Here is a 24,587-nt window from a genome sequence, read left to right on the forward strand (position 1 = left end):
ATTTTTTTGTGTACTGTCAGCGACAGCACATTGGCGCGCTTTTTGCTATATCAGTTTTGCGCAGGCAAAAAAGTGTCGCAGCCACTGTGCCGCGCGGCAGTAAGCCCCAGCAGGATGGCCCCGGCCTGCGCCACATTGAGCGAATCAAAGGGCCGGGCCTGCGGAATGCGCAGCACAGCCCCACAGCGCTTGAGCACGCCGGGCCGCAGGCCTTTGTCCTCATTGCCCAGCACCAGCACGGCGGGCAGGCGCAAGGGCACGGCAAAAGCGTCCATTGTTCCGGGCCCGCCGCCCGCGCCGTAAATGTTCAGGCCCGCTTCTTCGGCGCTGTCCAGGGCGTGGCCCAGGTTGGTCACTTTGGCCACGGGCAGGCGCTCCAGAGCGCCTGCGGCGGCCCGCTGGGCGGCCGGGCCCAGATACGCGCTGTTATGGCGCGGCAGCAACAGCCCCGCCCCGCCCAGGGCATAGAGCGTGCGGCACAAGGTGCCCACATTGCCGGGGTCCTGCACCTGGTCCAGGGCCACAATGAGCGGCAAGGGAGCGTTGTTCACGGCGGCCAGCAGGTCAGTCAGCTCACAGAAGCCGGCGGCGGCCAGCCGGGCCACCACCCCCTGATGGGCCACGGGCGGCCGCCCGCCCCCGCTGCGGGCTCCGGCCTGGCCAGGACGGCAAAGCCGGTCCAGGGCGGCCTGCTCCACCAGGGTAAAACGCACGCCACGCTCCCGGCAAAGGGCCTGTATTGCCTGGGCTTCGGGGCCGCGCAGGCCTTTTTTGCAGAATATGCAGTCAATACGCTGCGGATCGCTGGACAAAAGCTCCAGCACGGGTTTGAGGCCGGGCAGCAGCGGGGCTGCTTCGTCAGAATGGGACATGGACGTCTCCGCGCGGGCACAGGCCGCCGGGGGCGGCCGAAAAAAGGTGAAAGGCGGCCTTACGGCCGCGTAACATACAGAAGAAGGTCTACGGCATCCCCCCGGCTCCTGGCAAGCCGACGATGCCCACGGAGAACGCCATGCACTGCCTTGGAAGCCGGCGGCGGCCGGCAACGGTTCGAGGATTGTTCCTTTTTGTCTGCTGCTGCCTCATGCTGGCCGGGGGCTGCGCCTCGCGGCAGAGCTCGGGCGACAAGGGCGACATGCCTTCGCTGCTGGTGCCCGAAGACAATTCCCCGCCCCTTTCCACTGCAGAGCTGGCCGCCCTCAAATCCACCGGCCAGATCGACAAAAACGTTCCCGAAGCGGCCATGCCCGATGTGGCCCGCCAGTACAAATACTTTTTGCGCCAGGGCCGCCCCACCATGAACGTCTTTTCCAAAAGGGCGGAGCGCTACTTGGCCTATGCCCGCAAGGTTTTTCGTTCACGCGGCATGCCGGAGGAACTGGCCTACCTGGCCATTGTGGAAAGCGGCTACCGCCCTGACGCCAAATCGCCCGCCGGCGCTGCCGGGGCCTGGCAGTTCATGCCCTCCACCGGACGTAACTACGGCCTGAACCAGGACTGGTGGACGGACGAGCGCCTGGACCCCTACCAGGCGACTGAAGCGGCGGCGGACTACCTGCAGAAGCTCTATGGCGACTTCGGCGACTGGCCCACGGCCATCGCCGCCTACAACGCGGGCGAGGGCAAGATGGGCCGCGCCAAACAGGGCACAGGCGGCAAGGACTTTTTTGAGGTCAAGGCCCGCAACCACCTGCTGGACGACAAAGCCCGTCTGCGGGAAGAAACCAAGCAATACGTGCCGCGCTTTCTGGCCGTCACCAAGATCATGCGCAACCTGCCCCAGCTGGGCTTTGCCCCGGTGACTCCGGAAAACGCGCCGGAGGTGCGACGCCTCACAGCCCGTCCGGGCACGGACCTCATGGCCCTGGCCGCGGCCTGCCGTCTGGACTGGGAAGACTTCCGCGCCTACAACCCTCACCACAAACAGCCCATTTCCGATACAGGGCGCAACACCTTTGTCTACCTGCCCGCCCAGCGCGAGCGTGAGGCCCTGGCCTTTTTGCACTCCCCCCAGGGCGCGCCCTACGCGGGCTGGACCGTAGCGCGCGTGGGCAGCAATGCCGATTCCTGGTCCAAAATCAGCCGCCGCTGCGGCGTGCCTGAGGCCCGCCTGCGGGCCCTGAACCCCGGCAACGCCAGCCTGCGCACCGGAGAAACCGTACTGGTGCCCCGCTCGGTGGATATGTCCCCCAGAGCCGTGGCCGCACTGGACGCCCGCTCCGCCCCAAGGCAAAGAGAAAAAGCCCCCCGCGCCGTAGCCCGGAACGAAAGGACCGTACAGAGCCGCGGCAACGACGCCCGTCACACCCTGCGGGCGGACGAGACTCTCTACGCCGTGGCCCGCCGCTATGGCGTGAGCGTCAAAGACCTGCAGGAATACAACGGCATAGCCAACCCCAATGTCATCCACGCCGGGGCGGAGCTGCGCATTCCGGGTCGCGACGCGCCAGCGCCCGCACCCCGTGCCGCCGCGGCCAAAACCGGCGGCCGCCGCCAGACCTACACCGTGCAGAGCAACGACAACCTCTGGAAAATCGCCCGCGCCCATAACGTGAGCGTGGAAGACCTGCAGCGTTGGAACAAGGTGGACCCCAAATCCCTGCGCGCGGGCGCGACCCTGGTGGTGCGCCAATAAACCGGCGTTGCGGCAGCAACAGCCTGGTCAAACTACCGGCGACGGAGCTTGTTGAAAATTTTATTTAATAAATCATTATAATTATACGTTTGGCAACTTTTTTGCAAAAAAACGGGAGCGGATATTCCGCTCCCGTTTTTTTACCATAAAGAGGTTGCTATGACGCCCGTCATCTGGCTGCTGGGCCTTTCCGGCAGCGGCAAAACCACCCTCGGCTCCCTGCTGCGGCTCTATCTGGAAGGCCAGGGGCAGACCGTGACCCTGCTGGACGGCGATCGATTCCGCCGCGCCCACGGCTTTTGCGGCTTCACTCCCGAGGACCGCCGCCGTCATATCGACGCCCTGCGCGACGCGGCCCTGCAGGAACAGGCCCTGGGCCGGGTCTGCATTGTGGCTGCCATCACGCCCTATGCGGACATGCGGCGCAAAAACCGCGAGCTGCTGCCCCGCTACCGTGAAGTCTGGGTGCGCTGCGGCCTCACCACCCTGCTGCAGCGCGACACCAAGGGGCTCTACAGTGCCGCCGCCAAGGGGCTGGTCACCCGGCTTTCCGGCGTTTCGGACGCGTTTGATACCCCGCGTGAGGCCCATGCCGTCATTGACACGGACCGGCGCACCCTGGCGGAAAGTTACGAGATCCTGCGCGACCTGACTCTGAACGCCCTTGACTGGCAGAACGACGCCCTGCGGGCCCTGCCGCCCGCAGCCCAGGCGCTGCGGCCCTGCATTGCCCTGTAGGGCAAAGGTCTGTCCCCCGTTGGCCCGTCAGTGGTCCCTGCCGCCGGCAGTGCCGGAAAACTGACGGGAAACAAAGGTGGCGTAGTCGTCGGTCATGCCTGAAACAAAATCCACCACCCGCAGGCAGGCGGTATACAGGTTGTCGTCCACGCCCGGCGCGTTGGCCCCCATAAGGGTCAGGGCGCGGGTTTCGCGATAGCTCATGGGCACGTTGCCGCACGAATTGCAGCAGGCCGGAATAAATACGTCCAGCAGCCGTCGGTACAGGGTATAGGTGCCTATTTCCAGTGCGGTTTTCTGGGGGTCGTTCATGATCTTGCCGTTAAATATCTCTTTGGCGGCGTCCATAAAGTCGCGCACCTGGGGCTGCGCGTGGCGCAGCAGATCGCCTTCCAGCGCGCCGTGCATAATGTCTTCATAGCGCTCCATAAAAGTCCGGGCCACGGAAGGAATAATGGTTCCCATAGCCAGGGTGCGCAGCATGCCGGAGCGCCGCCGGTCTGAATCCATACGCTCCAGACGGTCCGCCCCGCCCGGCACCAGCAGCGGCTTCATGGCCGCGAAGAGGTCAGCGTAACCGATGATGCGCAGTTCTCGCGCGTCCTCCATGTCGATAATGCGGTAGCAGATGTCGTCCGCCGCCTCCAGCAGGTAAGAGAGCGGATGCCGTTGCCAGGGGCCGTCCCCCAGCCCCAGGGTCTGAAAAATCTCGGCGAAAAGCTCCCTCTCCGCCGTGTAAAAATTGAATTTGCGACTGTGGCGGTCCAGGGCCTCACGGGCGGACCGCGGATATTTAACCAGGCTGGCGACGACCGGAAAGGTCAGACGCAGACCGCCGCGGTCCTTGTTGTTCTCCAGCGCGTTGACGACGCGAAAGCCCTGCGCGTTGCCGTCAAAGGCCATAAAATCGGCCCGCTCCTCTTCACGCAACGGGCCAAAACAGCCGTTTTTCCCCGCCTGGTCGCAAAACCAGTCACGGATGGCCTCCTCCCCGGCGTGACCAAAGGGCGGATTGCCGATGTCGTGGGCCAGGCAGGCGGCCTGGACAATCTGCCCCAGGTGCTCCGGCCCGTAGGGTGCGGGCAGGTCGCCGCGCTCCTGCAGGGCGGCCCCGACCGTCATGACCAGGGAGCGGCCCACGCAGCCCACTTCCAACGAATGGGTCAGACGGTTGTGGATGTGGTCGTTGCGCACCAGGGGGTGGACCTGGGTTTTGCGGGCCAGCCGCCGGAACGAACTGGCAAAGATCAGCCTGTCGTAATCCACCAAAAAAGGATTGCGCACCGCGTTCAGCGTATCCTCACGCCGCGCGTCGCTGGTTTTGCGCCATGGAGCCAGAAGTTTCTTCCATTGTTGGGCATACGCGGCCATAGTCCCTCCGTAACGCACAGAATAGGGGCAAGCCCGCCGGGCCGCAAGCGTGGCGCGGGCTTTTCTTTCCTTTCCGGACCTGTTAGCTTATCAGGAAAACATCCCATCACTTCGGAGGCGCGCATGGCTGCACAGAACGTCGCTCAACTGCTGGTGGAATGCCTGCGGGCAGAGGGCGTCCGCTACGTTTTCGGCATTCCCGGCGAAGAAAACATCCATTTTGTGCGCGCCGTGGCCGATTCCGGCGACATCCGCTTCATCCTGGCCCGGCACGAGCAGGGTGCGGCCTTTATGGCCGACATCTATGGCCGGCTCACGGGCAAGGCGGGCGTCTGCGCCGCCACGCTGGGGCCTGGGGCCATTAATCTTTTGCAGGGCGTGGCCGACGCCCAGACCAATTCCAGCCCGCTGCTGGCCCTTTCCGCCCAAGTGGGCCTCAAACGCATTTACAAAGAGTCCCACCAAATTGTTGACCTGGTGGGCATGTTCCGCCCCGTGACCAAGTGGGCGGACACGGTGCTGACCCCGCAATCCCTGCCGGAAATGGCGCGCAAGGCCTTTCAGACCGCGCAGGAGGAGCGCCCCGGCGCGGCCTACCTGGCCCTGCCCGAAGACGTGGAGGCCGCCCCGGCCCCGGAAGGGGCCCGCCCCCTGCGCACGGCGGAAAACGCCAAAGCCATCCCTTCGCCGTCGGCGGTGGCCGAAGCCGCGCGTCTGTTGCGCGCTGCGCGCAAGCCCGTAATCCTGGCCGGGCACGGCGTGGCCCGCACGGGCAATGCCCCGGTGCTGGCGGCCTTTGCCGAACGCTACCAGACGCCCGTGGCCACCACCTTCATGGGCAAGGGCGTCATCAGCGACCGCAGCCCGCAGTCCCTGGGCGTCATCGGCTTCATGCGCCACGATTATGAAAACTGCGCTTTTGACCAGGCGGACGTTATCCTTTCCGTGGGCTACGAGCTGCAGGAGTTCACCCCGGAACGCATCAATCCGGGGGGCGACAAAACCATCATCCACATCAACACGTTTTTGCCGGACACGGACGCCCACTACGCCACCACGGTCAACATCACGGCGGATGTGGGCCTGGCCCTGGCGGCGCTTTCCAAGGCTCTGGGTGAAGGGCCCCTGCTTTCGGCCGGGCGCGGGGCTACCATCCGCCAGCTGGTGGAGGCGGAGCTGGACAAAGGCCGCACAAGCGACGCCTTCCCGCTCAAGCCCCAGCGCCTGGTGGCCGATATCCGCGCCGTCATGGGCGACGAGGATATCGTCCTGGCCGACACCGGGGCCATCAAAATGTGGATGGCTCGCCTCTACCCCACCTACGCCCCGCTGACCTGCCTGATCTCCAACGGACTTTCCACCATGGGCTTTTCTCTGCCCGGAGCCATAGGCGCGCACCTGGCCCACCCGGACCGCAAGGTTCTGGCCGTCATGGGCGACGGCAGCTTTCTCATGAATTCGCAGGAAATGGAAACAGCCGTGCGGGAGAATATTCCCCTCAAAATCCTGGTCTGGGTGGACGACAGCTACGGCCTCATCAAGTGGAAAATGGACATGGCCTCAGGCTCACACGCCTGCGTGGACTTTGCCAACCCGGATTTCGTGACCTATGCGGCCAGCTTTGGCGCCAAAGGCTACCAGGTGGCCAGCGCGGCGGAGCTGCGCCCCACCCTGCGCCGGGCTCTGGACGAACCGGGCGTTTCTCTGGTGGCCTGCCCCGTGGACTACAGCGAGAACATGGCCCTTATCGACACGTTGGGCGAACTGACCCCGGCCCTCTGCCTTATGGATTCGCTGTAGACAGGACGACGCCCTGCGGCGACGCCCCCTGTTGACGCTCAGCATACCCCGGCTTCAGGGTCTGCTATTCAGCGCTGGCAGTGCGGGCAACAGACCGTGGAGCGACCGGCCACGCGCAGCTTTTGCAGGGGGCGACCACAGCGCACGCAGGCCTCCCCGCCCCGACCATAAACGGCAAAGCTATTCTGAAACGCACCCACGTCGCCGTTGGCGTCGCGGTAATCGCGGATGGAGCTGCCGCACTGGGCAATGGAGCGCAGCAGCACGTCTTGAAGGCAGTGCAGCAGGCGGGCGCTCTGGGCCGGGCGCAACGTGTCCGCCTTGCGGCGGGGGTCCAGCCCGGCGGCAAAAAGGCTCTCATCCGCATAGATGTTGCCCACGCCCGCAAGGACTTTCTGGTCCAGCAGCACAGCCTTGAGGGCAGACCCGCGCCCCCGCAGCAGGGCCGCAAAATCCGCAGCCTTCAGGTCCAGCGGCTCTGGCCCCAGATCTCGCCAGAATGACCAGCGGGCCAGAATATCCGGCGTGGCGGCCAGCACCAGGCCAAAGGCCCGCACGTCGTCAAAAAAGAGCTGCCGCGCCTCGCCCGCCGGCGTGCGCAGGGCGAAAACACAACGGGTGTAGGGCCCTGGCGGGCAGGCGGCTTCCACCGTGCGCACGCGGCCCGTCATGCGCAAATGGATAGCCAGGCGCAGGCCTGTGGCCGCGCGCAGGGCTGTATCCACAGCAGCCGAAGGGTCCAGGTCCAGCAAAAGCAGCTTGCCGCGACGTCCCACCGCCGCCACCCGCGCGCCCGCCAGCCGTTCCAGGGGCAAACTCAGAGGATGCAGGCTGCTGGACCGCAGCACCTGCGCCGCGCCCAGGCGGCAGTCCTGCACCTGCGGACGCAGGGTGCGGGCCACGGTTTCCACTTCCGGCAATTCCGGCATGACCGCTTCCTTTTGCCGGGGCGCACAAGCGCACAGTTGCGCCCCGGCTCCCGGTTGCGTACCATATATTCATGCTCCATCCAACCAAGGAGGCCGACTATGAGCACCCCAAAAACGCAAAAAAATGACGACTACACCACCTGCCCCGCTTGCCGGGGCACAGGCAAGAACAGCGACGGCACGGCCTGCTACGAATGCCACGGCACGGGCAAACGTCAGCAGGCCTGTGAAGTTCCAGAAGGCCCGGAACACGAAGGCGTCTGCGACTGACCCCTCTGCAGCTGCCCTGTTTGCGGCTGCCCGCTGCCGTCGCTGGACATATGCCTGTTCAGCGGCGGCACGGCGCCGTCTTTGCCGGCCCGGACGCGGCTTTGCGCGCCCGGTCCGCCGCACCCGCCGTGGCCTCTGCGTCCGCCCTTTGCGGCGCTTCCGGAGCGTACACCGGCAGGCTCAGGGAAATATAACGCTCGGCCAGCGCCGTTGCTGGCAGGTGCAGGGCAATATGCTCCAGATCCTTAAGCGGAAAGCCCTGCAGCCAGCGGGCCGCCTGCCGTCCCAGGTCCGCCAGCTCGCTGAGCGGCGTAAACAGGGCGGCCGGGCAGGTCTTGTACACATACATGCCGCCCGCATTGAGCACCAGGGGGAAGAGCCCGCAGGCCACAGGCCGTTGCGGCCGGGGCAGGCGACAGCCGTGGGCCGTGCAGGCCCGGCAGCCCCTGGCGTCCATATAGGCCGTGTCCGCGTTGAGCAGATAAAAATCCTCGGCCATACCGGGCCGCAACTGCCCCGGCAAAAGGGCCATGGGAAAGGGCTCGTCAGAATCCTGCGGACCGCAGCAGTAGCAGCAGTCCTCACAGTAGCCGTTCTGCAGCCAGCCGTCGTGCCAGCTCAGTTCTCTGCGCCGGGGAAAGCGCTGCCGCCATTGTTCCAGATAGTCCCAAAACCGCGTTTCCATCCTGCATTCCTGAATCTTGCACCGCCGTTTGCCGGCGGTTTCTCAAAATAGATCGCCTTTGAAGGCATATGCCCAACGAGTGCCGGGACGTGCCCCCTGCGCTTACCCGCCAGGCGGCATCCGCGCCCCTGTGGCAGGCAGCGCCACAGGCAAAAAGCTGTGCGCTGGCAACAAAGATAAGGCCGCTTTGAAAAGTGTATACTCCCGGCGATGACGAAAAGCGTCCTGCTTCCGCACGGCCGGGGCGCAACAACATGCGCCCCTAACTCAACCGCAGTAGAACCATGCCGCAAACCAGGAGCCCCATACCCGCAAAAGCGCTGGGCGCAAGCCGCTGCCGCAGCAGCAGCCAGCCGCCGAGGGAGGTGCCCAGCAAGCCCAGCGCCCCCCACAAGGCATAGGCTACGGAAAGATCCAGCTGCCGCACGGCCAGCGAAAGACAATAAAAAGCCAGTCCTACCAGCATCAGGGCCAGCAGCCCCGGCCCCCGGCGGCGGAAACCGTCTGAGCGGGCCAGCAGCATGTTGGCCAGCACGTCCAGCGCCGCCGCCAACACTACCAGCACCAGAGAAAAATTAAAAAAAGTCGCGTCCGGCATCACAGACTCCCCACATCCGGTTCCGCCAGATCATCCGCAAGAGCCGCGCCGTTCAAGCGCTCACGGGCAACGCCAGGTTCGCCGTTTCCTGTGCCGTGGTGCACCAGCAAAGCGCCCGCCAGTACGCAGAGCAAGCCCAAAGCCCGCCGCAGGGTGAAGGCTTCATCCAGCAACAGCACGCCGCAAAGGGTGATGCAGGTAAGACCCAGCCCTTCCCAAAAAGCAAAACTCACCCCCACAGGCAGGCCAGTGACGGCCTTGGCCAACAAATAATAGGATAGGGCCACGGCCCCCCACATGCAACCCAGGCCCAGCGCTGCAGCGTGGACGAACTGCCAGCCCTGGGAAAGTTTCATAACGGTGGTTCCCGCCACCTCCAGTAAAATTGCGCCCGCAAGGCACAGCCAATGATAAGGTTTTGTCGCGCACATGATATATAACTCACAGAGAAAGAAAACAGAAAGAGCCCCGTCAAGGACGGGGTCCGCACCAGGGCCGAAACCGAAACATGCGCGCGAGGCTACAAGAGAGAACGCCAGTAGCGTTCTTCGGGAAAGCCGCAGGGGATGCGGCTCCGCAGAGAGGATCTGGAGGGACTGAAGAACAACATAGAGAAACTATACCCGCTGCAACGAGGTCTGGCAAGGGAAGGCACGAAAAAGATAACGTGCAGGGGAAAAGCTGGAACGGGCGTGCTGTAAATTTTGAGAATACATATTCTCAAGCAGGGAATCTGCTCTGAAATGCCCCGCCTCTATGCCTGGACGGGAATAGTACGCCTTGGTACAGACCCGGTCCGCCCCGGCCTTTTGACGCAGGCAGGGAGCAAAAGACGCTTCCTGCAAAAATGCGCGGGACGGATTTTACTCCCTGCCAAGGAAAAAAACGGGGCGGGACGGGGATAGTACACCTTAGTACAGACCCGGTCCGCCCCGGCCTTTTAACCCAAGCAGGGAGCAAAAGACGCTTCCTGCAAAAATGCGCGGGACGGATTTTACTCCCTGCCAAGGAAAAAAACGGGGCGGGACGGGGATAGTACGCCTTGGTACAGACCCGGTCCGCCCCGGCCTTTTAACCCAGGCAGGGGGCAAAAGACGCTTCCTGCAAAATGCGCGGGACGGATTTTGCTCCCTGCCAAGGAAAAAAACGGGGCGGGACGGGGATAGTACGCCTTGGTACAGGCCCGGTCCGCCCCGGCCTTTTGACGCAGGCAGGGAGCAAAAGACGCTTCCTGCAAAAATGCGCGGGACGGATTTTACTCCCTGCCAAGGAAAAAAACGGGGCGGGACGGGGATAGTACGCCTTGGTACAGGCCCGGTCCGCCCCGGCCTTTTGACGCAGGCAGGGAGCAAAAGACGCCCGCGCTAGCGGATGAAGTTGGTGGGCTCCCATGCTTCCGGCGCAGGCGTGGCCACGCCTGCGGCCTTGCCGGCGGCGATGCACTTGATGAGCCAGGCCATGTTGTCGCCCAGGGTGCGCATGATCTGCAGGCCTTCCTTGTCCTGCAGCACTTCTTCCGGTGTATTGCCGTGCACGGAATTCCAGTACTGGGAAGAAACCACGGGCATGCGCGCGATGGTGAAGTATTTGTTCAGGCGGTCAAAAGAAGCGCTGGCCCCGCCGCGCCGACAGCTCACCACGGCGGCGGCGGGCTTGAAGGCATAAGGCTGGGATTTGCAGAAAAACATACGGTCCAGGAAGGAACAGACGCCGCCGTTGGGTCCGGCGTAGTACACGGGCGAGCCCACCACAAAGCCGTCGGCGGCGCGCAGCAGGTCGATGGCCTCATTGACGTGGTCGGCGTTGAACACGCAGTGGCCCGTGTCCTTGCACTTGCCGCAGGCAATACAGCACTGAATGGGCTTCACGCCCAACTGCAACATTTGGGTTTCAATGCCGTTTTTTTCCAGTTGTGCGGCCACGACGGACAGGGCCGTGTAGGTACAGCCCTTAGGGTGCGGGCTGCCGTTGAGCAAAAGTACGGACATGCTATTCTCCTTTGTTTTACCTGCATTTTCACCATGAAACGCGTGTTGGGGGCACGTGGGACATAAGCACGGGTGCGCCCCTGGCAAGTCCTCTTCAGAAGCGGCCAGCGCGCAGGGCAGCCAGCCCGCTGGGCGACAAATCCCGCAAAAAAACGAGCAAGTCTGCCCCGCCGCCGGTGCGGCAGGCCAGGTAGCAGGCCGTGTACTCCCTGTGCGTCAGCTCTTTTCCATAGATGGGGTACCGCCGCGCGCCGTGGGCAAAGGGCAGGCGCAGGCGTTCTCCCACCACCGGGTGGATGGGCAGCCAAAAGTCCTCCAGGGGGTGGACATAAGCGCGACGCACGGAAGGCGGCAGACCGCCCAGGCCCAGCAGGCGCAGCAGGCTATCCGCCACATGGCACATGAGCGTGCGGCCCGGATGATTAATGGTTACAAAAAGCTGCTCGTCGCGCCAACGCTCCCGCACAAGCGGCACGCAACGGATGGGCGCTTCGGCCTCTTTGGCTTCCTCGCGGGCCAGACTGGCTGCGGCCACAGCCTCCAGGGCCGCGCTGTCGCCCAGCAGTTCCGGCGCGCCCCGCAGGTAAAGGGCCAGGGCCTCGGCTGGGGCCAGGCCCCGCGCCAGCAGACGCTCCAGCAGGCTGTCGCCGAAGTCGATGGGGGCCTCCCGCGTCCAGCAGGGCCAGTAGCCCTTAAAAAATAGGTTGGGGATGGCCAGCGTGCGGCAGACCGCGGGCAGGCGCGGCAGCAGCTGCTCCGTAGAAAGCGCGCCCCACTTGGGGGCCAGCCACTGGTACAGAAAAAGCGCGCACTGGCGCAGATCCACAACCCCAATATCTTCCCGCGTGTAATTGACGTACTGGCGGATGCGGAACAGACGGGCAAAGGCCGGAGTGTTTTCCAGCAGCGGGCGCAAGGCGTCGCCCTGACAGTTGGTATGGAGCAGACACAGGGCCTGGGGCATGGGGACTCCGCGGCAAAAGGCTTGACGGCGACCTACCCGGCCCGCCCGCCCACTTCGGAGGGCAGCTCCATATAGGTGGCGCTCTGCGCGCCCTTTTCCGCCACGGTCACGCTGTGGAGCCGCACGGCCCGCGCCTGCGGGTCGGGGTGCGCCTCCAGCCATGCGGCCATGCTCCGCCAGATGTGGCGGGACAAATTTTCTGAAGAGGGATTCAGACGGTCAAAGGGGGGGGTTTCGTTGAGCAGGCGGTGGTCCAGAGTTTCCAGCACGCGTTTGAGCCCGGTTTTGAGCACCTTGAAGTCCAGCAGCATTTCTGTGTCCTGGGTCAGGTTCTGCCCTTCCACGGTGAGCTCTACGGCAAAATTGTGGCCGTGCAGACGTTCGCATTTGCCTTCGTAGTGCCGCAGGGCGTGGGCCGCAGCAAAATCGTCCCGCACGGTCAAACGCCAGAGATGAGTATTCATGAGAGTATCCAGGAGACCACAAGGGCCGAAAGAATGACCACCACAACGGCCAGCACAATGCGGGCGTTCTGATTCCACTGAAACGTGGGCGCTTCGGCGTCCAGTTCCGGATCGCCCGTGGAGGGCGGCGTAAACAGCCGCTGCAGCCAGGAAAGAAAGGACATGCGGTACTGTGGGGTTGCGGTTTGCCGCGGCGCCTTGCCAAGCCGTGCGTCCGCGCCGACGAACTGTGGAAGGCATTAATCTAGCCCGCGCCGGCCCTCTTGTCAAAAGCGCGCTCCCTGGTTGACCTTTACCCCACAGGCGGAGACACTGGGGCATGGCCTGGAGCACCACCACCATCGCCACGGCCCACGGGCCGGAAAGGGGCGTCGCACCCGTGCTTGTGGCCGCCAGCCGCGCCACGGACATTCCCGCCTTTTACGCCCCGTGGTTTGTCAATCGGCTGCGGGCGGGACACGTGCTCTGGCGCAACCCCTTCAATGGTCACGGCCAGTACGTTTCTCTGACGCGAATGCGCTGCGTGGTGTTCTGGAGCAAAAATCCCGCGCCCCTGCTGCCCTTTTTGCCGGAACTGGACGCGCGCGGCCTGGCCTACTACCTGCACTACACCCTTAACGATTATGAAGCCGAAGGCTTTGAACCGGGTCTGCCGCCCTTGGCCCGCAGGGTGGAAACCTTTTGCCGCTGGGCCGACGCCCTGGGTCCGGAACGGGTTGTCTGGCGCTTTGATCCCCTGCTGCTGGCCGGGCCCCTGGCGGCCCCCGGTGGCGAAGGCTGCGCCCGCCTGCTGGGCAAGGTGGAAGGTCTGGCCCGCCAGCTGGCCGGCTATACCCGCAAGCTGGTGTTCAGCTTTGCGGACATTGCGCCCTACCGCAAGGTGTGGACCAGCCTGCGCCGCGCGGGCCTGCCCTGGCGGGACTGCACAAGACAGGAAATGCAGACTCTGGCCCTGGGGATAGCGCAGATCTGCACGGCCTACGGCCTTACACCGGCCACCTGCGGCGAAACGGCGGACCTGCGCGCCTGGGGTGTGGCCCACAACCGCTGCATTGACCCGGAGCTTGTCCTCAGGCTCACCCGCAATCACCCGGACGTGCTGCGCCTGCTGGGCCGGGAAGGGCAGCAAGCGCTTCTGCCCGGCGCGCCGCCGCCCCGCTGGCCCCGCGATCCAGGCCAGCGCCCGGCCTGCGCCTGCGTGCCCTGCAAGGACATCGGCCAGTACAATACCTGCCCCCACGGCTGCGTTTACTGCTACGCCAACACCTCGCCCGCCGCCGCACGGCGCGGACGCGCGGCCCACGACCCGCAGGGGGAGGCCATTGCGCTCTGAAGGGGCCCCGCCCTCCGGGCGGGCTTGCGTCCGCCTTCTCCATACCGTAGAACTAAGAAAATGAGCTTTTGTCAAAAAAGCTCTCCTCCGTAATTTCTAACCGCACAAGGAGACGGAACATGAATGAAACAGTGGCGCTTATGGGCGCTTCGGGCCGTGTGGGTTCGCGCATTCTGGCGGAGCTTTCCCGCCGCGGGCACAACGTGACGGCCATTGCCCGGCACCCGGAAAACATTCCCACCCTGCCCGGCGTGCGGGCCGTGGCGGGCGACGCCAACGACAAAACCGCTCTGGCAGGCCTGCTGCGCGGGCACGATGTGGCGGCCAGCGCCGTGCCCTTTGCCGTCAGCGACCCCCATATCCTTATTGACGCCGTGCGCACGGCGGGCGTCAAACGGTACTTAGTGGTAGGCGGCGCGGGCAGCCTGGAGGTGGCTCCGGGCCAGATTCTGCTGGACCAGCCGGACTTTCCCGCTGCCTACAAACCGGAAGCCGCCGCAGGCGCGGCCTTTCTGAACCTGCTGCGCCGCACGGACGACCTGGACTGGACCTTCCTTTCACCCTCGGCCCTGTTTGAACCGGGCGAACGCACGGGAAAATTCCGCCTGGGCACGGACCAGCTGCTGACTACCCCCCAGGGCTCCAGCATCTCCTTTGAGGACTACGCCATCGCCTTTGTGGATGAGCTGGAAAACCCCCGGCATGTGCGGCAACGCTTCACCGTAGGCTATTAGCGCTGTCAGCGGCACGGCCGCTGCCACGCCCCTCCATCCCCTCCCGCCCCGTCCGGCTTGCAATTCCGACGGGGCGGGGACAGGGCCTTTGCAAATGCTGCGGTTTGTGGCATACCTTGTGCATAGTTTGTGACGCAGATTGCCGTTGTCACTCTATTGACGTACCCCAAGGGGCAAAGGAAGCATCGTGGCCCGCAAAAACAAGAACCTCCGGCGCACTGAGAAGACGTCCCGCAAGGCCGTTCTCACCCGGCTGCTGCCGCCTCTGGTCTTTTTGCTGGCCCTCTGCCTGCTGGTGGTCTGCTTCTACGATTCGGGCTACACCTCCCTGCCGCCCACGGCCCAGCGCTACGATACGGCCAAGGCCGACATACAGGCCCTGCTGCAGGACAGCCGCCGGGTCAACCAGCGTGAACCGTGGGAAAAACTGGCGGCGGAATTTCAGGATATCTACAAGGCCGACCCGGCCTGGCCCAACCGGCCCGCCGCCCTGTTCCGCGCGGCGGAGTGCCTGGAGGATCTGGCCCGCCGCTCCTTTGCCCGCAGCGATGCCCAAAAGGCCGTAACGGTCTACACCGCTGTGGCTGACCGCCATGCGGCCAGCCGCCTGGCCGACGACGCCCTGTTCCGCGCGGCCAGACTCAGCGCGGCCTGGCTCAAGGACGACGCGGGCGCACTGACCCTTCTGGCCCGACTCAAAAGTCAGTACCCGCGCGGGGACATGCTGCCGCAGGCCCTGGCGCTGGAAAAAGCCCTGCGGGCCTCGGCCGAGGGACGTACCGCGCCTGAGGCCCGGCAGGCGGCCGCCGCGAACGCCGCACCGGACGTGGACGCCGCAGCCGCTCCGGCCGAGTCCCGGAGCACGCCCCCCGCGGCGCAATCCGCTACGCCGTCGGCCCCGGCCACACCGCCAGATCCCGCCCCGCAGGCGTTTGCCCAACAGGATTCCGAACAGGCGGCCACGGCCGCATTGGCGCAGACTACGGCCAAACTCAAGCCCTGGCCGCAGAAAGGCCTGCAGGGGCGCTATGCCGCCGCCAAGGCGGCCATGACCCGACTCAAGGCCGACAAAACGCGCTCCTGCTGGCGGCAGCCGTGGGAGGACCTGCGCGACGACTTTCTGCGCGTTTACCTCAGCCGCAAAACCTGGGCCGTGGCTCCCGGCGCGCTGTTCCGCGCGGCGCAGAGCCAGGAGGCCCTGGCCGGCTGCTCCCATTTGAGCGCCGAATACCGTCTGGCCCGCGATCTGTATCTGGCCCTGGCCAAAGAATTTCCGCGCAGCGCCCTGGCCGACGACGCTCTGCTGAGCGCGGCTGCCCTGGCGGCCGGTCCCCTGGACGACACCGCCGCGGCCCTGGCTCTGCTGGACCGGCTGGACACGTCCTACGCCCGGGGCGATATGCGCCCTGCTGCCGCCAGCCTGCGCGCCAGACTTACCACACCGGCCGCAGACGTGGCCCAGACCCCGCAAAACAATGGCCCGACCCCCGCCGCCACCGCCGTGGCTTCCGCTTCCCGGCCCCGGCACGTCAACGACATGGCCCGACAGCTGGGGCTGACCGTGCGCCGGGTATTCATCGACGCCGGACACGGGGGCCGCGACCCCGGCACCAGCCACAACGGCGTGCTGGAGCGCGTCATTACGCTGGACGTGGCCAAGACTCTGGGCCGATTGCTGGAAGCCAATGGCCTTGAGGTGGTCTACAGCCGCACGGAGGATAAGGGCCTCAGCCTGCGGCAGCGCACAGACATGGCCAATGCCGCGCGGGCGGATCTGTTTATTTCCATCCACGTCAACGCCAATACGGACGCCCGGGTCTGCGGCTTTGAAACCTATTATCTGGACTTGGCCGCCGACCCCGAAGCGGCGCGTGTGGCCGCGCTGGAAAATGCCCAGAGCGATCACAGCCTGGGCGATATGCAAAAGGTGCTGGCCGATGTTATGCTCAACGCCAGGGTGCAGGAATCGCGCAAGCTGGCCCGGCAGGTGCAGCAGATGGCGCTTTTTCGCCTGCAGAAACGGACGTTCCGCGTACGGGACAACGGCGTCAAATCCGCACCGTTCCATGTGCTGCTGGGCGCGCAGATGCCCGCCGTGCTGGTGGAGCTTGGCTACTGCACCCACGCGGACGAGGCGCGCAACCTCAAAAACCCCAAATACCGTCTGGCCCTGGCCGAAGGCCTGGCCGAAGGCGTGCTGGCCTATCGCGACCAACTGCTGCGGCGACGTACGGCAGAGAATTTCTTGACGCCGCAAGGGGCCAGTGCTATGTGAGGCAGGTCTTTCCATCGTGCGCCCTCGCGCGGGAAAACAGTCCGATTTTTCTTTGCCGCCAAGGCTCACGTGCAACCATACCGGGCTTCACAATAAAATCAGTTTCGGGGGAAGGAGAAATTCATGCGCAAGGTGTTCTCACTGGCTGTTATGGCCTGCCTGTTCCTGATGGGAACGGCCCATGCGGCTGACAGCTCAGCCGTGCCCGCGGTGAAGATCGGCGTCGTCGACATGCAGACCGTGGCCACCCAGAGCGAACCCGCCCAGGCGGCCAAAAAACAAATGGAAAGCAAATTCGGCAAAGAGCGTGCCGCCCTGGAAAAGCAGGGCGAAGCCCTCAAGAAAAAGGCCGAAGCCCTCAAAAATCCTAAAGCCAGTGAAGAAAAAAAGCTGGACTTTATTCGCGCAAAGCAGGATCTGGACCAGAAGACCCGCAACTTTCTGCGCAAAGTGGAGCAGGAAGAAGTCAAGCTGCGTCAGGACATGGTCACCCTGGTCTTCAGCGCCACCTATGAAGTGGCCCGCGCCAAGGGCTTTAACTTTGTGGTGGACGTGACCGCCGGCGGCGTGCTCTATGCCGACCAGTCCATGGATCTGACCAAGGACGTGCTGACGGAAGTGAACAAGCTGTACAAAGAAAAAAGCGACGGCAAGGACGCCAAAAAGTAGCCCCCGCCTATCTGGATTTTTTCGGCCTCTCGACCCTGACGGGCCGGGAGGCTTTTTTGTGCCCGCGCCCAGGCTGCAGCCGTTCCGGCACGGGCAGGCCCCCGTCGCGCAGGTGCCTTCCGCGACGTTTGCGGCCCCGTTCGCGGCAACGCTCGCCGGCGCAACTGCGCAACGCTTATGCCGTTGCCGGAGCACGCGCAAAGTGAAATCGCTCCGGCCCCCCCGCAACACCTTCACAAGGAGCCCCATATGCCAGACCAGACGCCCCAGCAGATGGACATTCAGCGCATTCTGCAATTGCTGCCCCACCGCTACCCCTTCCTGCTGGTGGACAGGGTGGTGGAATGCGTGCCCGGCTCACATATCCGCGCCTACAAAAACGTAAGCATCAACGAGCCGTTCTTTCAGGGGCATTTTCCCGGCGCGCCCATCATGCCCGGCGTACTCATTCTGGAGGCGCTGGCGCAGACCGGCGGGCTGCTGGCAGCCGCCGGCCTGGAGGGGCTGGAAAACAAACTCTTTCTGTTCACCGGGCTGGACGGCGTCAAGTTTCGCCGCCAGGTGCTGCCCGGCGACCGTCTGGATCTGGAATGCGCCAACCTGCGCATGAAGCTCAACCTTTGCAAGATGGACGCCCGCGCCCTGGTGGACGGCAAGCTGGCCGCCGAAGCCAGGATTACGGCCGCGCTGGGCGACAGGCCGTAGCGGCCGCGGCAGGCACGCCGCTCCCGCCTGCCATCTTTTCCGGCCGGGATACGCCCGCCGCGCCGCCTGGGCGAGAAAATTTACACCTTTTATTCCTGCACAGCACTACTTTCGGCGTTCAGGCGGCGGATCAGGGCTTCCATATTAGCCACGCCGGTCAGGCGTGGGCCTGCAGAACTTTGGGTAACCCGCCCCAGCACGTCATAGGACAGGCCGTTGCCGTGGTCGTACACCGTAAAGGGCACAAGCCAGCCCTGGCCGTCGCGACGGGCCTGGCCCACCTGGCGCACTTCCTTGCGTCCGGTGGAAGCATCGGCAAAAAGCGGAGCCAGCAGGCCCTGGGCTTCCGCGCCCGTAACTTTGCGCCCGGCAAACGCGCCGGAAGCTACGCCATTGAGCACAAAGGCGCGCGACTCACTGAGCAGCAGGCTGCGCACATTGCCGCTCGCGCCGTCTTTGGAAGCCGCCTGAGAAAAAAGCAGGGCCAGCATGGGGGGAAGATCCTTGGCCCCTTGGGGGGCGCGGGCCTGGCGCACAAAGATATCCAGGGCCTGTTCCAGAATGCTGTCCACGTCCACAAGTCGCTCAAAGGCGGCCGTATCCGCCGCATCCACGGCCCTGCCCGCTTCCAGCACGCACTGGCGCGGGTCAGTAACGGCAGCTTGTGCGGCCGGGCAGGCGAACAGGCCCCAGACGGCCAGGCAAACTGCGGTCAAACAAACTGCGGTGCGGCACAGGCCCGCCAGCCTGGACGGGCTGCGACGGGCCGCGCCACAGGCGCAACCAACGTTGCCGTGGGCGGGATGGGCAAGGTTATGGACGGGACGGAACGTAGCTGGGACGGGCCTCAGAGATTGGCGCATAATTCCTCCGGCACGCGACCCTTAAGGGCCAAGGGCAGGCCGCAGTGCACCAGCAGCACAGTGCCGCAGACGGCCGCCAGGCGCTGATTGGCCAGGCCCAGCAGATCGCAGAAGGTCCGGGCAAGGGGCGAAAGCGGGGTAAGGCCCTGGCCTGTTTCTGCGCTGACCACGGCCAGGGGGCAAGGGGGCGCGGCCGCCAGGGCCGCCAGGGCGTCCACCCGCTGCAGGATGGCGGCGGCGTCCAGATGTAGAGCCATAAGATTGGAGATCCAAAGGCTTACGCAGTCCAGCAGCAGCACCTGGGGCTGCGCATGCGCACCGGCGCCCGCCAGGTGGGCGGTCAGCGCGCCCACGGGGTCCAGGCTCGCCTCCAGGCACTGCCAGCCGGGGCCTCGGGCAGCCTGATGGCGCGCCACCCGCGCGGTCATTTCCGCATCCTCGGCCCTGCAGGTGGCCACGTACAGCCGACGGCGCGCGCGGGCCTCGGCCCAGCGCTGGGCCAAAGCACTTTTGCCTGCGCGCACGCCGCCCACCAGAAGCAGGCTTGGGGCCGTCAACGGGCCTGCCCCCCCAGAGGCGCGGCAAGGGGTTGCTGGCCGACGGCCGACGCCGCAGGCGCGGCGGGCCGGGACGCGGCCGTGCCCACCTGGGCGCAGCGGCGAGCCAGATCCCGCAAAATGCCGGCGGAGCTCTGCACCGCGGCCCGGGCCTGGGCATCCTGACGCAGGCGGCGGTTCACCCACTGGGCTACAAAAAGCAGCGTATCGTCATCCAGGGCCTGGGCGCCCGCCTGGCGCATTGCGCCCACCAAGGAGCGCTGCACGGCTGCCCGCTCTTCCAGGGCACGACGATAACGGGCGCTCAGACCGTCCACCCGCAACTGAGCTGTGGCTATTTCCGTTTCACCGGCCTTATTTTCGCGCAGCTCGTCCAGGGTAAAGACGGCTTCGGCCATCTGGCTGTTGACGTCCACCACGGCCTGAGAGGCCTGATCCAACTGACGCAGGCGTTTGTCCAGATCAGGCTGGGCGGCCGCAGCCTCCAGAGCGCCGGCCAGAATCACGGCGCGGCCGGCCACGGCCATGTGCAGCTGACGCGTCTGCTCAGGCGTAAAGTTCCTGGCCAGGGATTCGCGGTCCAGACTTTCCAGAAAGCGGTCCACATAGAGGGCGTAAAGGCCCTGCAGCATGGTGGGGTGGAAGGCGTAGCGCAGCAAGGCCGCGCGCCCGCCGCCGGCGCTGACGGCAATGCCGGGCAGCCGCGTGCCGTAGCGCTGGTTCAGGCCCTGCACGCTCACCTGCAGCGTGCCGCCGCGCGGACCAGGCTTGAAGTGCCCGGCCAGATAGGCGGCCAGATCCTGCACAAATTCGGGGCGCACCCGGCTGTCTTCAGTTACTTTGGGAGAAACAGCCTCCGGGGCCTGTGGCCCTGGTTCTGTTGCAGCGGTCTGTGCGCCGGGATCCCCCTCCACAGCGCCCTGCACGGTCTGTCCGGCCAAGGTGCCGGGGGCCGTTACCGGGCTCAGGACTGAAGGGGGCGGTGGCGGCGGCGCGTCGCGCAGCACATTGCCCATCCCGGCCAGGGGGGTGCCGCTGGTGGCGTTGTCAATGACGGCCGCGGCCTCATCCCGCCAATGGTCGCGGGTAGTTTTGTCGCGCGTGAGCCAAAAGGCCGCGCCGCCCACGGCCACAGCGGCCAGCACGGCCAGGGTCACGGCCTTGCGCGCACCGGCCCCGGCGGGCTTGGGCTTGGGCAGGTTGGTGATATCCGCCGCGGGCGCCTTTTTTTCCAACTTCATGCGGTGCCTCCTAAATCTCTCCGCGCCGCACGGGCGGGCGGGCCGGGACGTTCCGGCCCCGGACTGTGCGCACGTTAACATTGCGACAGGCCCATTGTGAAGACATTTTCCCGACACTTTCCGGAAAGCCGCGGCCGCACGGCGGCGCGTTGCGCCGCAAGAGCGGAGGGCGTATAGTATTCCCTGAAAAAAACGGCAGTCCTTTTATCCTCAGACTTTTATCCTCAGGGGGTATATCCCGTGCTCACCCCGCCCAACATTTTGACCATTGCGGGTTCCGACTCCGGCGGCGGCGCCGGCATCCAGGCGGACCTGAAAACCATCATGGCTCTCGGCGGCTACGGCATGAGCGTGATCACCGCACTCACAGCCCAGAACGGCTGCGGGGTCACGGGCATCCACGCGCCGGATCCGGACTTTGTACTGCTGCAGCTCCAGACCGTGCTGGAGGGCTTTCCCGTGGCGGCGGCCAAGACGGGCATGCTTTTTTCCGCGCCCATCATCCGCGCCCTGGGGACGGCGTTGCGCAAGCGCAGTTTTCCACTGGTGGTGGACCCGGTGAGCGTGAGCCAGAGCGGCAGCCCGTTGCTGCAGGAGGACGCCGTTGCCGCCCTGGTGGAGGAGATGCTCCCCGGCTGCGACCTGCTCACGCCCAACCGACCCGAAGCCGAAATGCTCACGGGCCTGCAGATCAGAAATCTGGATGACGCGGCCAGAGCCGGAGAAAAACTGCTGAACATGGGCCCCAGGGCCGTCCTCATCAAAGGCGGACACATGGACAGCAGCGTACTGGTCACGGACTGCCTCTGCCTGCCCGGTGAGCCCCCCAAACACCTGCCTCAGGCCAAGGTGGAAACCAGCAATAACCACGGCACGGGCTGCACCCTTTCGGCGGCCATCGCCACAGGTCTGGGCAAGGGGCTGCCCCTGCAGGCGGCCGTGGCCCGCGCGCAGGACTTTCTCAATCTGGCTTTGCGCAAAAGCTACGCTCCGGGCAAGGGCTGCGGGCCGGTCAATCACGCGGCCGGGCTCTGCACGCCCTGACAGCCCTGAGCACATCGCAGGGATATATTGATAGTTTGGCCCGCTGTTTGCAATGTTGAAAACGGTCAATGCCGGGCGTCAAAATCAAGGCGGTGTACGCGTGCCCTTTCGTTTCAGCATGCAAAAAGTGCTCGAATACCGTGAGCAACTGGAAGAAGAAGCCCGCGTGCAGCTGGCCCGGCACGAACAAAGCCTGCGCCGGACCCGTGAGGCGCAGGCGCGCTGCGAAGCCGCTCTGCGGACCGCCGAAGCCCGCCTCTGTGACCCGGCCTGCATGGATACGGCAGAGCGCTGGCTGCAGGAACAGTACGCCAAAGGCCTACGGCGCGACGCGGCCGACCTGGCCCGCCAGGCGCGTCTGCAGGAGAGCCTGGTGGAAGAGGCGCGGCAGGTTCTGGCCGCCCGCGCCGTAGACAAAAAACTGCTGGAAAAACTCCGCCAACGCCGTCAGCAGCAATACGCCCGCGAGGAATATCTGAAGGAGCAGCGCGTCAATGACGAAACAGCCACACTGCGCTACAAAGCGCCCTCTCTCTAGACTGTTCCGCTGGCTGGCGGCGCTCTGTTGCTTCAAGCTCGCCCTGCTGGGCGTGTTCCTGCTGGATATTCCCCTGCCGGACCTCTTCCCCGCGGACGCGCCGCCCCGCAACGCCACGCCTGTGGCCAGCGCTCTCCCGCCCGCTTCTTCGGAAAAAACCGCCCCCCTGGCGGCGCAGCCCCCCCTTGCCGCGCACGCCCCCGGCCCGGAGCAAAACCGGACGCTGTCCTCCACTCTGCCGCCGCGCCAGGCTGACCGCAAGCCTCTGCCCCCGGCCACGGCCGCCGCCGTCATAACGGAAACGCATTTACCTCAGGGCGCGGCCGCCGCGCGTCTGGCGGCCACAGTGCAAGCTCGCGCGCCCCGACCGGCAACGCTGTCTGAAGCGGATATGCCAGCGCCCCAGGTCAGGCCCGCGCCCACGGCGGCGGCCCAGCCGGAAACGGGCCAGGCCATTGCCGCCGCACAGCCCGCCCTGCCCGCACCGCTGCCCGCGCCGCGCGTGGCCCCGGGTACGGCCCTGCCCCCGCCCGCGCCCCTGCTGACCGCCGCGCCCGCGCCCTGCGCAGGAATCCGGCGGCTGGCTGGACTCCCTGGGCCTGCGCAACCTGCCCATCCCCGGTCTTGGCAGCGTACGGGCCGCCCAGGCCGCTTCTCTGGACATGCCCGTGCCGCAAACGCCCAACGCCGCCGCGTCCTCGCCCTTTACTCCTGCGGCGCAGACCGCGCCCCTGAGCCTGCCCGGCGCGCCGGCCATTCCGGACAACATTCCTCGTGGTCAGAGCGCTGACGGCAGCCCCCTGCCGCCGCGTGGAAGCGCGGACGTGCCGTCCCTGCCGCAAAGCTCTTCGTCCACAGGGCTCGCCCCTGCCCCGGCGCCGGCAGTGCGCCCCGCGCCTGCGCCCGTGGACCCCAACCTCAAAGCCCAGGAGCTGGCCCGGCAGCAGCAAGATATTATTACCCTGCGGCGACAGATGGACCAACGCCTTAAAGACCTGCAGGACGCCGAAAAAAAAGTGCAGGACATGATCCGCGAGGCTCGTGGGCTGGAAGACGAAAAAATCCGCAAGTTGGTGCTCACCTACGGGCAGATGAAGCCCAAGGCCGCCGCCAAGGCTTTGGAAAATATGGATGAACGTGTGGCAGTACGCATCCTTACGGGCATGACGCCCAAACAGTCCGGCGAAATCATGACCTATATGAATCCCAAACAGACGGCCAAGCTCACGGAGCTCATCACCCGCATGAGGCTGCCCGAATAATGCGCCTCAGACTGCTTCTGGCCTATGTGGGCACACGCTACAGCGGCTGGCAGATTCAGGAAAAAGTCGACCCGCCGCCCACTATCCAGGGCGCGCTTGAGGCCGCCTTGCGCCAAATCACGGGCGCGGCCGTGCGCGTGCACGGGGCGGGCCGCACTGATGCGGGCGTACACGCCCACGCTCAGGTGGCCCACTGCGACGTGCCCGAAAACCGCGCCCCCCGCGACTGGCGGCACAGCTGCAACGCTGTGCTGCCCAAAGATATCCGCGTACTGGCCGCCGCGCCCGCGAGGCCGGATTTTCACGCCCGCAAAGACGCCCTGCACAAGACCTACGTCTACCAATTCTGGCAGGAGCGCGCCTTTGTGCCCCCGGCCCTGACGCCCTTTGTCTGGAACTGCGGCCCGCTGGACCTTGCGGCCCTGCACGCGGCCTTGCCCCACCTGCTGGGCCGCCGCGACTTCGCCGGTCTGCGCAATGCGGGCACGGATGTGGAAGGCACAGTGCGCACGGTGCTGGACGCCCGCCTGGAGCCTGCCCCGCCCTGCCCCTGGTACCCGCCGCACAGCCCCATGTTGCTTTTCCGCGTCACCGCCGACGGTTTTTTGAAGCAGATGGTGCGCAATATGGCAGGCCTGCTGGCCGCTTGCGGCCAGGGAAAAGTGGACCCGACGCGCATCCCAGAGCTCCTGGCCGCCCGCGACCGCAGGGCCGTGCCCTCGGTCACGGCCCCGGCCGCCGGTCTGGCCCTGGCGCAGGTGAGCTATGAAACAGGGACGCTTGCGGAAGGCCAGCCCCAGGCCTGAGCGCCGCCGCCTCTCAAATGTTCCGCGCCATACCTATGCGCACGGATATAAGAAACGGAGAGCCCGGCGACATGACCGCCAGAACTCCCCGTCCGCTTTCACCGTATGCGGCGCAAGC

The 24,587-nt window shown here is 65.5% G+C and carries 27 protein-coding genes; 14 read left to right on the plus strand and 13 right to left on the minus strand.

Annotated elements, in window-relative coordinates; translation table 11 throughout:
• Nucleotides 1-50 precede the first annotated feature (50 nt).
• Complete coding sequence (locus J7I12_RS05115) at nucleotides 51-872, minus strand: TrmH family RNA methyltransferase (protein WP_130957796.1); 822 nt, start codon at nucleotides 870-872, stop codon at nucleotides 51-53.
• Nucleotides 873-1,057: 185 nt separating this feature from the next.
• Between J7I12_RS05115 and J7I12_RS05120 the strand changes: the two genes are divergently transcribed.
• Together J7I12_RS05120 and J7I12_RS05125 are read left to right on the plus strand one after the other, a co-directional pair.
• On the plus strand, nucleotides 1,058-2,635 hold the full coding sequence (locus J7I12_RS05120; RefSeq protein WP_270229095.1) for a lytic transglycosylase domain-containing protein: 1,578 nt from the start codon (nucleotides 1,058-1,060) through the stop codon (nucleotides 2,633-2,635).
• A 159-nt stretch (nucleotides 2,636-2,794) separates the two neighbouring features.
• Nucleotides 2,795-3,373, plus strand: a complete 579-nt coding sequence (locus J7I12_RS05125; RefSeq protein ID WP_118230421.1) for an adenylyl-sulfate kinase — start codon at nucleotides 2,795-2,797, stop codon at nucleotides 3,371-3,373.
• A gap of 27 nt (nucleotides 3,374-3,400) precedes the next feature.
• Here J7I12_RS05125 and J7I12_RS05130 read toward each other — a convergent pair whose 3' ends face one another.
• Nucleotides 3,401-4,744 carry a deoxyguanosinetriphosphate triphosphohydrolase gene (locus J7I12_RS05130; protein ID WP_288907631.1) on the minus strand — a complete coding sequence of 448 codons (1,344 nt, stop codon included), beginning with the start codon at nucleotides 4,742-4,744 and terminating at the stop codon, nucleotides 3,401-3,403.
• Between the two features lie 123 nt (nucleotides 4,745-4,867).
• Between J7I12_RS05130 and J7I12_RS05135 the strand changes: the two genes are divergently transcribed.
• Nucleotides 4,868-6,544 (plus strand): acetolactate synthase large subunit, encoded by a 1,677-nt coding sequence (locus J7I12_RS05135; RefSeq protein ID WP_288907629.1) that lies wholly within the window; start codon nucleotides 4,868-4,870, stop codon nucleotides 6,542-6,544.
• 68 nt (nucleotides 6,545-6,612) lie between these two features.
• Here J7I12_RS05135 and mutM read toward each other — a convergent pair whose 3' ends face one another.
• Nucleotides 6,613-7,473, minus strand: a complete 861-nt coding sequence (gene mutM / locus J7I12_RS05140; protein WP_288907627.1) for a bifunctional DNA-formamidopyrimidine glycosylase/DNA-(apurinic or apyrimidinic site) lyase — start codon at nucleotides 7,471-7,473, stop codon at nucleotides 6,613-6,615.
• Nucleotides 7,474-7,572: 99 nt separating this feature from the next.
• On the opposite strand from mutM, the gene J7I12_RS05145 reads away from it, so the two are divergent.
• Nucleotides 7,573-7,743: a chaperone protein gene (locus tag J7I12_RS05145; protein WP_118230425.1), complete on the plus strand. Its 171-nt coding sequence runs from the start codon at nucleotides 7,573-7,575 to the stop codon at nucleotides 7,741-7,743.
• A gap of 58 nt (nucleotides 7,744-7,801) precedes the next feature.
• Here the strand turns inward: J7I12_RS05145 and J7I12_RS05150 are convergent, their stop codons facing one another.
• From J7I12_RS05150 to J7I12_RS05180, 7 genes are all read right to left on the minus strand, one after another.
• Nucleotides 7,802-8,428 (minus strand): hypothetical protein, encoded by a 627-nt coding sequence (locus J7I12_RS05150; protein ID WP_288907624.1) that lies wholly within the window; start codon nucleotides 8,426-8,428, stop codon nucleotides 7,802-7,804.
• A 262-nt stretch (nucleotides 8,429-8,690) separates the two neighbouring features.
• Nucleotides 8,691-9,026, minus strand: coding sequence for an SMR family transporter (locus J7I12_RS05155; RefSeq protein ID WP_118230426.1), 336 nt, complete (start codon nucleotides 9,024-9,026; stop codon nucleotides 8,691-8,693).
• Nucleotides 9,026-9,382 carry an SMR family transporter gene (locus tag J7I12_RS05160; RefSeq protein WP_242621166.1) on the minus strand — a complete coding sequence of 119 codons (357 nt, stop codon included), beginning with the start codon at nucleotides 9,380-9,382 and terminating at the stop codon, nucleotides 9,026-9,028. Before J7I12_RS05160 ends, J7I12_RS05155 begins: the two co-directional genes overlap by 1 nt.
• Nucleotides 9,383-10,390: 1,008 nt before the next feature.
• The gene (locus J7I12_RS05165) at nucleotides 10,391-11,014 is read right to left on the minus strand and encodes a flavodoxin family protein (protein WP_118230428.1); all 624 of its coding nucleotides are present in this window, start codon (nucleotides 11,012-11,014) and stop codon (nucleotides 10,391-10,393) included.
• Between the two features lie 94 nt (nucleotides 11,015-11,108).
• Nucleotides 11,109-11,978, minus strand: a complete 870-nt coding sequence (locus J7I12_RS05170; protein WP_288907620.1) for a WcbI family polysaccharide biosynthesis putative acetyltransferase — start codon at nucleotides 11,976-11,978, stop codon at nucleotides 11,109-11,111.
• Nucleotides 11,979-12,010: 32 nt separating this feature from the next.
• Complete coding sequence (queD, locus tag J7I12_RS05175; RefSeq protein ID WP_288907618.1) at nucleotides 12,011-12,442, minus strand: 6-carboxytetrahydropterin synthase QueD; 432 nt, start codon at nucleotides 12,440-12,442, stop codon at nucleotides 12,011-12,013.
• Nucleotides 12,439-12,606, minus strand: a complete 168-nt coding sequence (locus J7I12_RS05180) for a hypothetical protein (RefSeq protein WP_165450878.1) — start codon at nucleotides 12,604-12,606, stop codon at nucleotides 12,439-12,441. The genes queD and J7I12_RS05180 overlap by 4 nt, the downstream gene beginning before the upstream one ends.
• A gap of 155 nt (nucleotides 12,607-12,761) precedes the next feature.
• Here J7I12_RS05180 and J7I12_RS05185 point away from each other — a divergent pair, with 155 nt between their 5' ends.
• From J7I12_RS05185 to fabZ, 5 genes are all read left to right on the plus strand, one after another.
• The gene (locus tag J7I12_RS05185; RefSeq protein ID WP_302413316.1) at nucleotides 12,762-13,775 is read left to right on the plus strand and encodes a DUF1848 domain-containing protein; all 1,014 of its coding nucleotides are present in this window, start codon (nucleotides 12,762-12,764) and stop codon (nucleotides 13,773-13,775) included.
• A gap of 119 nt (nucleotides 13,776-13,894) precedes the next feature.
• Nucleotides 13,895-14,509, plus strand: a complete 615-nt coding sequence (locus J7I12_RS05190) for an NAD(P)-dependent oxidoreductase (RefSeq protein WP_118230432.1) — start codon at nucleotides 13,895-13,897, stop codon at nucleotides 14,507-14,509.
• A 187-nt stretch (nucleotides 14,510-14,696) separates the two neighbouring features.
• A complete protein-coding gene (locus J7I12_RS05195; RefSeq protein ID WP_118230433.1) occupies nucleotides 14,697-16,784 on the plus strand; it encodes an N-acetylmuramoyl-L-alanine amidase in 2,088 nt (695 codons plus the stop codon).
• A gap of 123 nt (nucleotides 16,785-16,907) precedes the next feature.
• Nucleotides 16,908-17,453 (plus strand): OmpH/Skp family outer membrane protein, encoded by a 546-nt coding sequence (locus J7I12_RS05200; RefSeq protein ID WP_118230434.1) that lies wholly within the window; start codon nucleotides 16,908-16,910, stop codon nucleotides 17,451-17,453.
• 249 nt (nucleotides 17,454-17,702) lie between these two features.
• Nucleotides 17,703-18,158 (plus strand): 3-hydroxyacyl-ACP dehydratase FabZ, encoded by a 456-nt coding sequence (gene fabZ, locus J7I12_RS05205; protein ID WP_118230435.1) that lies wholly within the window; start codon nucleotides 17,703-17,705, stop codon nucleotides 18,156-18,158.
• Nucleotides 18,159-18,247: 89 nt separating this feature from the next.
• Here the strand turns inward: fabZ and J7I12_RS05210 are convergent, their stop codons facing one another.
• From J7I12_RS05210 to J7I12_RS05220, 3 genes are all read right to left on the minus strand, one after another.
• Nucleotides 18,248-18,874 carry a hypothetical protein gene (locus J7I12_RS05210; RefSeq protein WP_288907585.1) on the minus strand — a complete coding sequence of 209 codons (627 nt, stop codon included), beginning with the start codon at nucleotides 18,872-18,874 and terminating at the stop codon, nucleotides 18,248-18,250.
• Nucleotides 18,875-19,005: 131 nt separating this feature from the next.
• Nucleotides 19,006-19,545: a bifunctional adenosylcobinamide kinase/adenosylcobinamide-phosphate guanylyltransferase gene (locus J7I12_RS05215; protein WP_498794096.1), complete on the minus strand. Its 540-nt coding sequence runs from the start codon at nucleotides 19,543-19,545 to the stop codon at nucleotides 19,006-19,008.
• A gap of 29 nt (nucleotides 19,546-19,574) precedes the next feature.
• On the minus strand, nucleotides 19,575-20,819 hold the full coding sequence (locus J7I12_RS05220; protein ID WP_118230438.1) for a hypothetical protein: 1,245 nt from the start codon (nucleotides 20,817-20,819) through the stop codon (nucleotides 19,575-19,577).
• 240 nt (nucleotides 20,820-21,059) lie between these two features.
• On the opposite strand from J7I12_RS05220, the gene thiD reads away from it, so the two are divergent.
• The 5 genes from thiD to truA all read left to right on the plus strand — a co-directional run bounded on the left by thiD (nucleotide 21,060) and on the right by truA (nucleotide 24,469).
• Entirely contained in the window at nucleotides 21,060-21,863 is an 804-nt protein-coding gene (gene thiD / locus J7I12_RS05225; RefSeq protein WP_288907583.1) for a bifunctional hydroxymethylpyrimidine kinase/phosphomethylpyrimidine kinase, read from the plus strand.
• Nucleotides 21,864-21,963: 100 nt separating this feature from the next.
• Nucleotides 21,964-22,401: a flagellar export protein FliJ gene (locus J7I12_RS05230; RefSeq protein ID WP_118230440.1), complete on the plus strand. Its 438-nt coding sequence runs from the start codon at nucleotides 21,964-21,966 to the stop codon at nucleotides 22,399-22,401.
• Nucleotides 22,358-23,191: a hypothetical protein gene (locus J7I12_RS05235; RefSeq protein WP_498794098.1), complete on the plus strand. Its 834-nt coding sequence runs from the start codon at nucleotides 22,358-22,360 to the stop codon at nucleotides 23,189-23,191. Before J7I12_RS05230 ends, J7I12_RS05235 begins: the two co-directional genes overlap by 44 nt.
• A 34-nt stretch (nucleotides 23,192-23,225) precedes the next feature.
• Nucleotides 23,226-23,663, plus strand: a complete 438-nt coding sequence (locus J7I12_RS05240; protein WP_498794100.1) for a MotE family protein — start codon at nucleotides 23,226-23,228, stop codon at nucleotides 23,661-23,663.
• A complete protein-coding gene (gene truA, locus J7I12_RS05245) occupies nucleotides 23,663-24,469 on the plus strand; it encodes a tRNA pseudouridine(38-40) synthase TruA (protein WP_288907925.1) in 807 nt (268 codons plus the stop codon). The genes J7I12_RS05240 and truA overlap by 1 nt, the downstream gene beginning before the upstream one ends.
• Nucleotides 24,470-24,587: the final 118 nt, after the last annotated feature.

This window comes from Desulfovibrio diazotrophicus (assembly GCF_902498985.2).
In the GTDB taxonomy this organism is placed as follows: Bacteria; Desulfobacterota; Desulfovibrionia; order Desulfovibrionales; family Desulfovibrionaceae; genus Desulfovibrio; species Desulfovibrio legallii.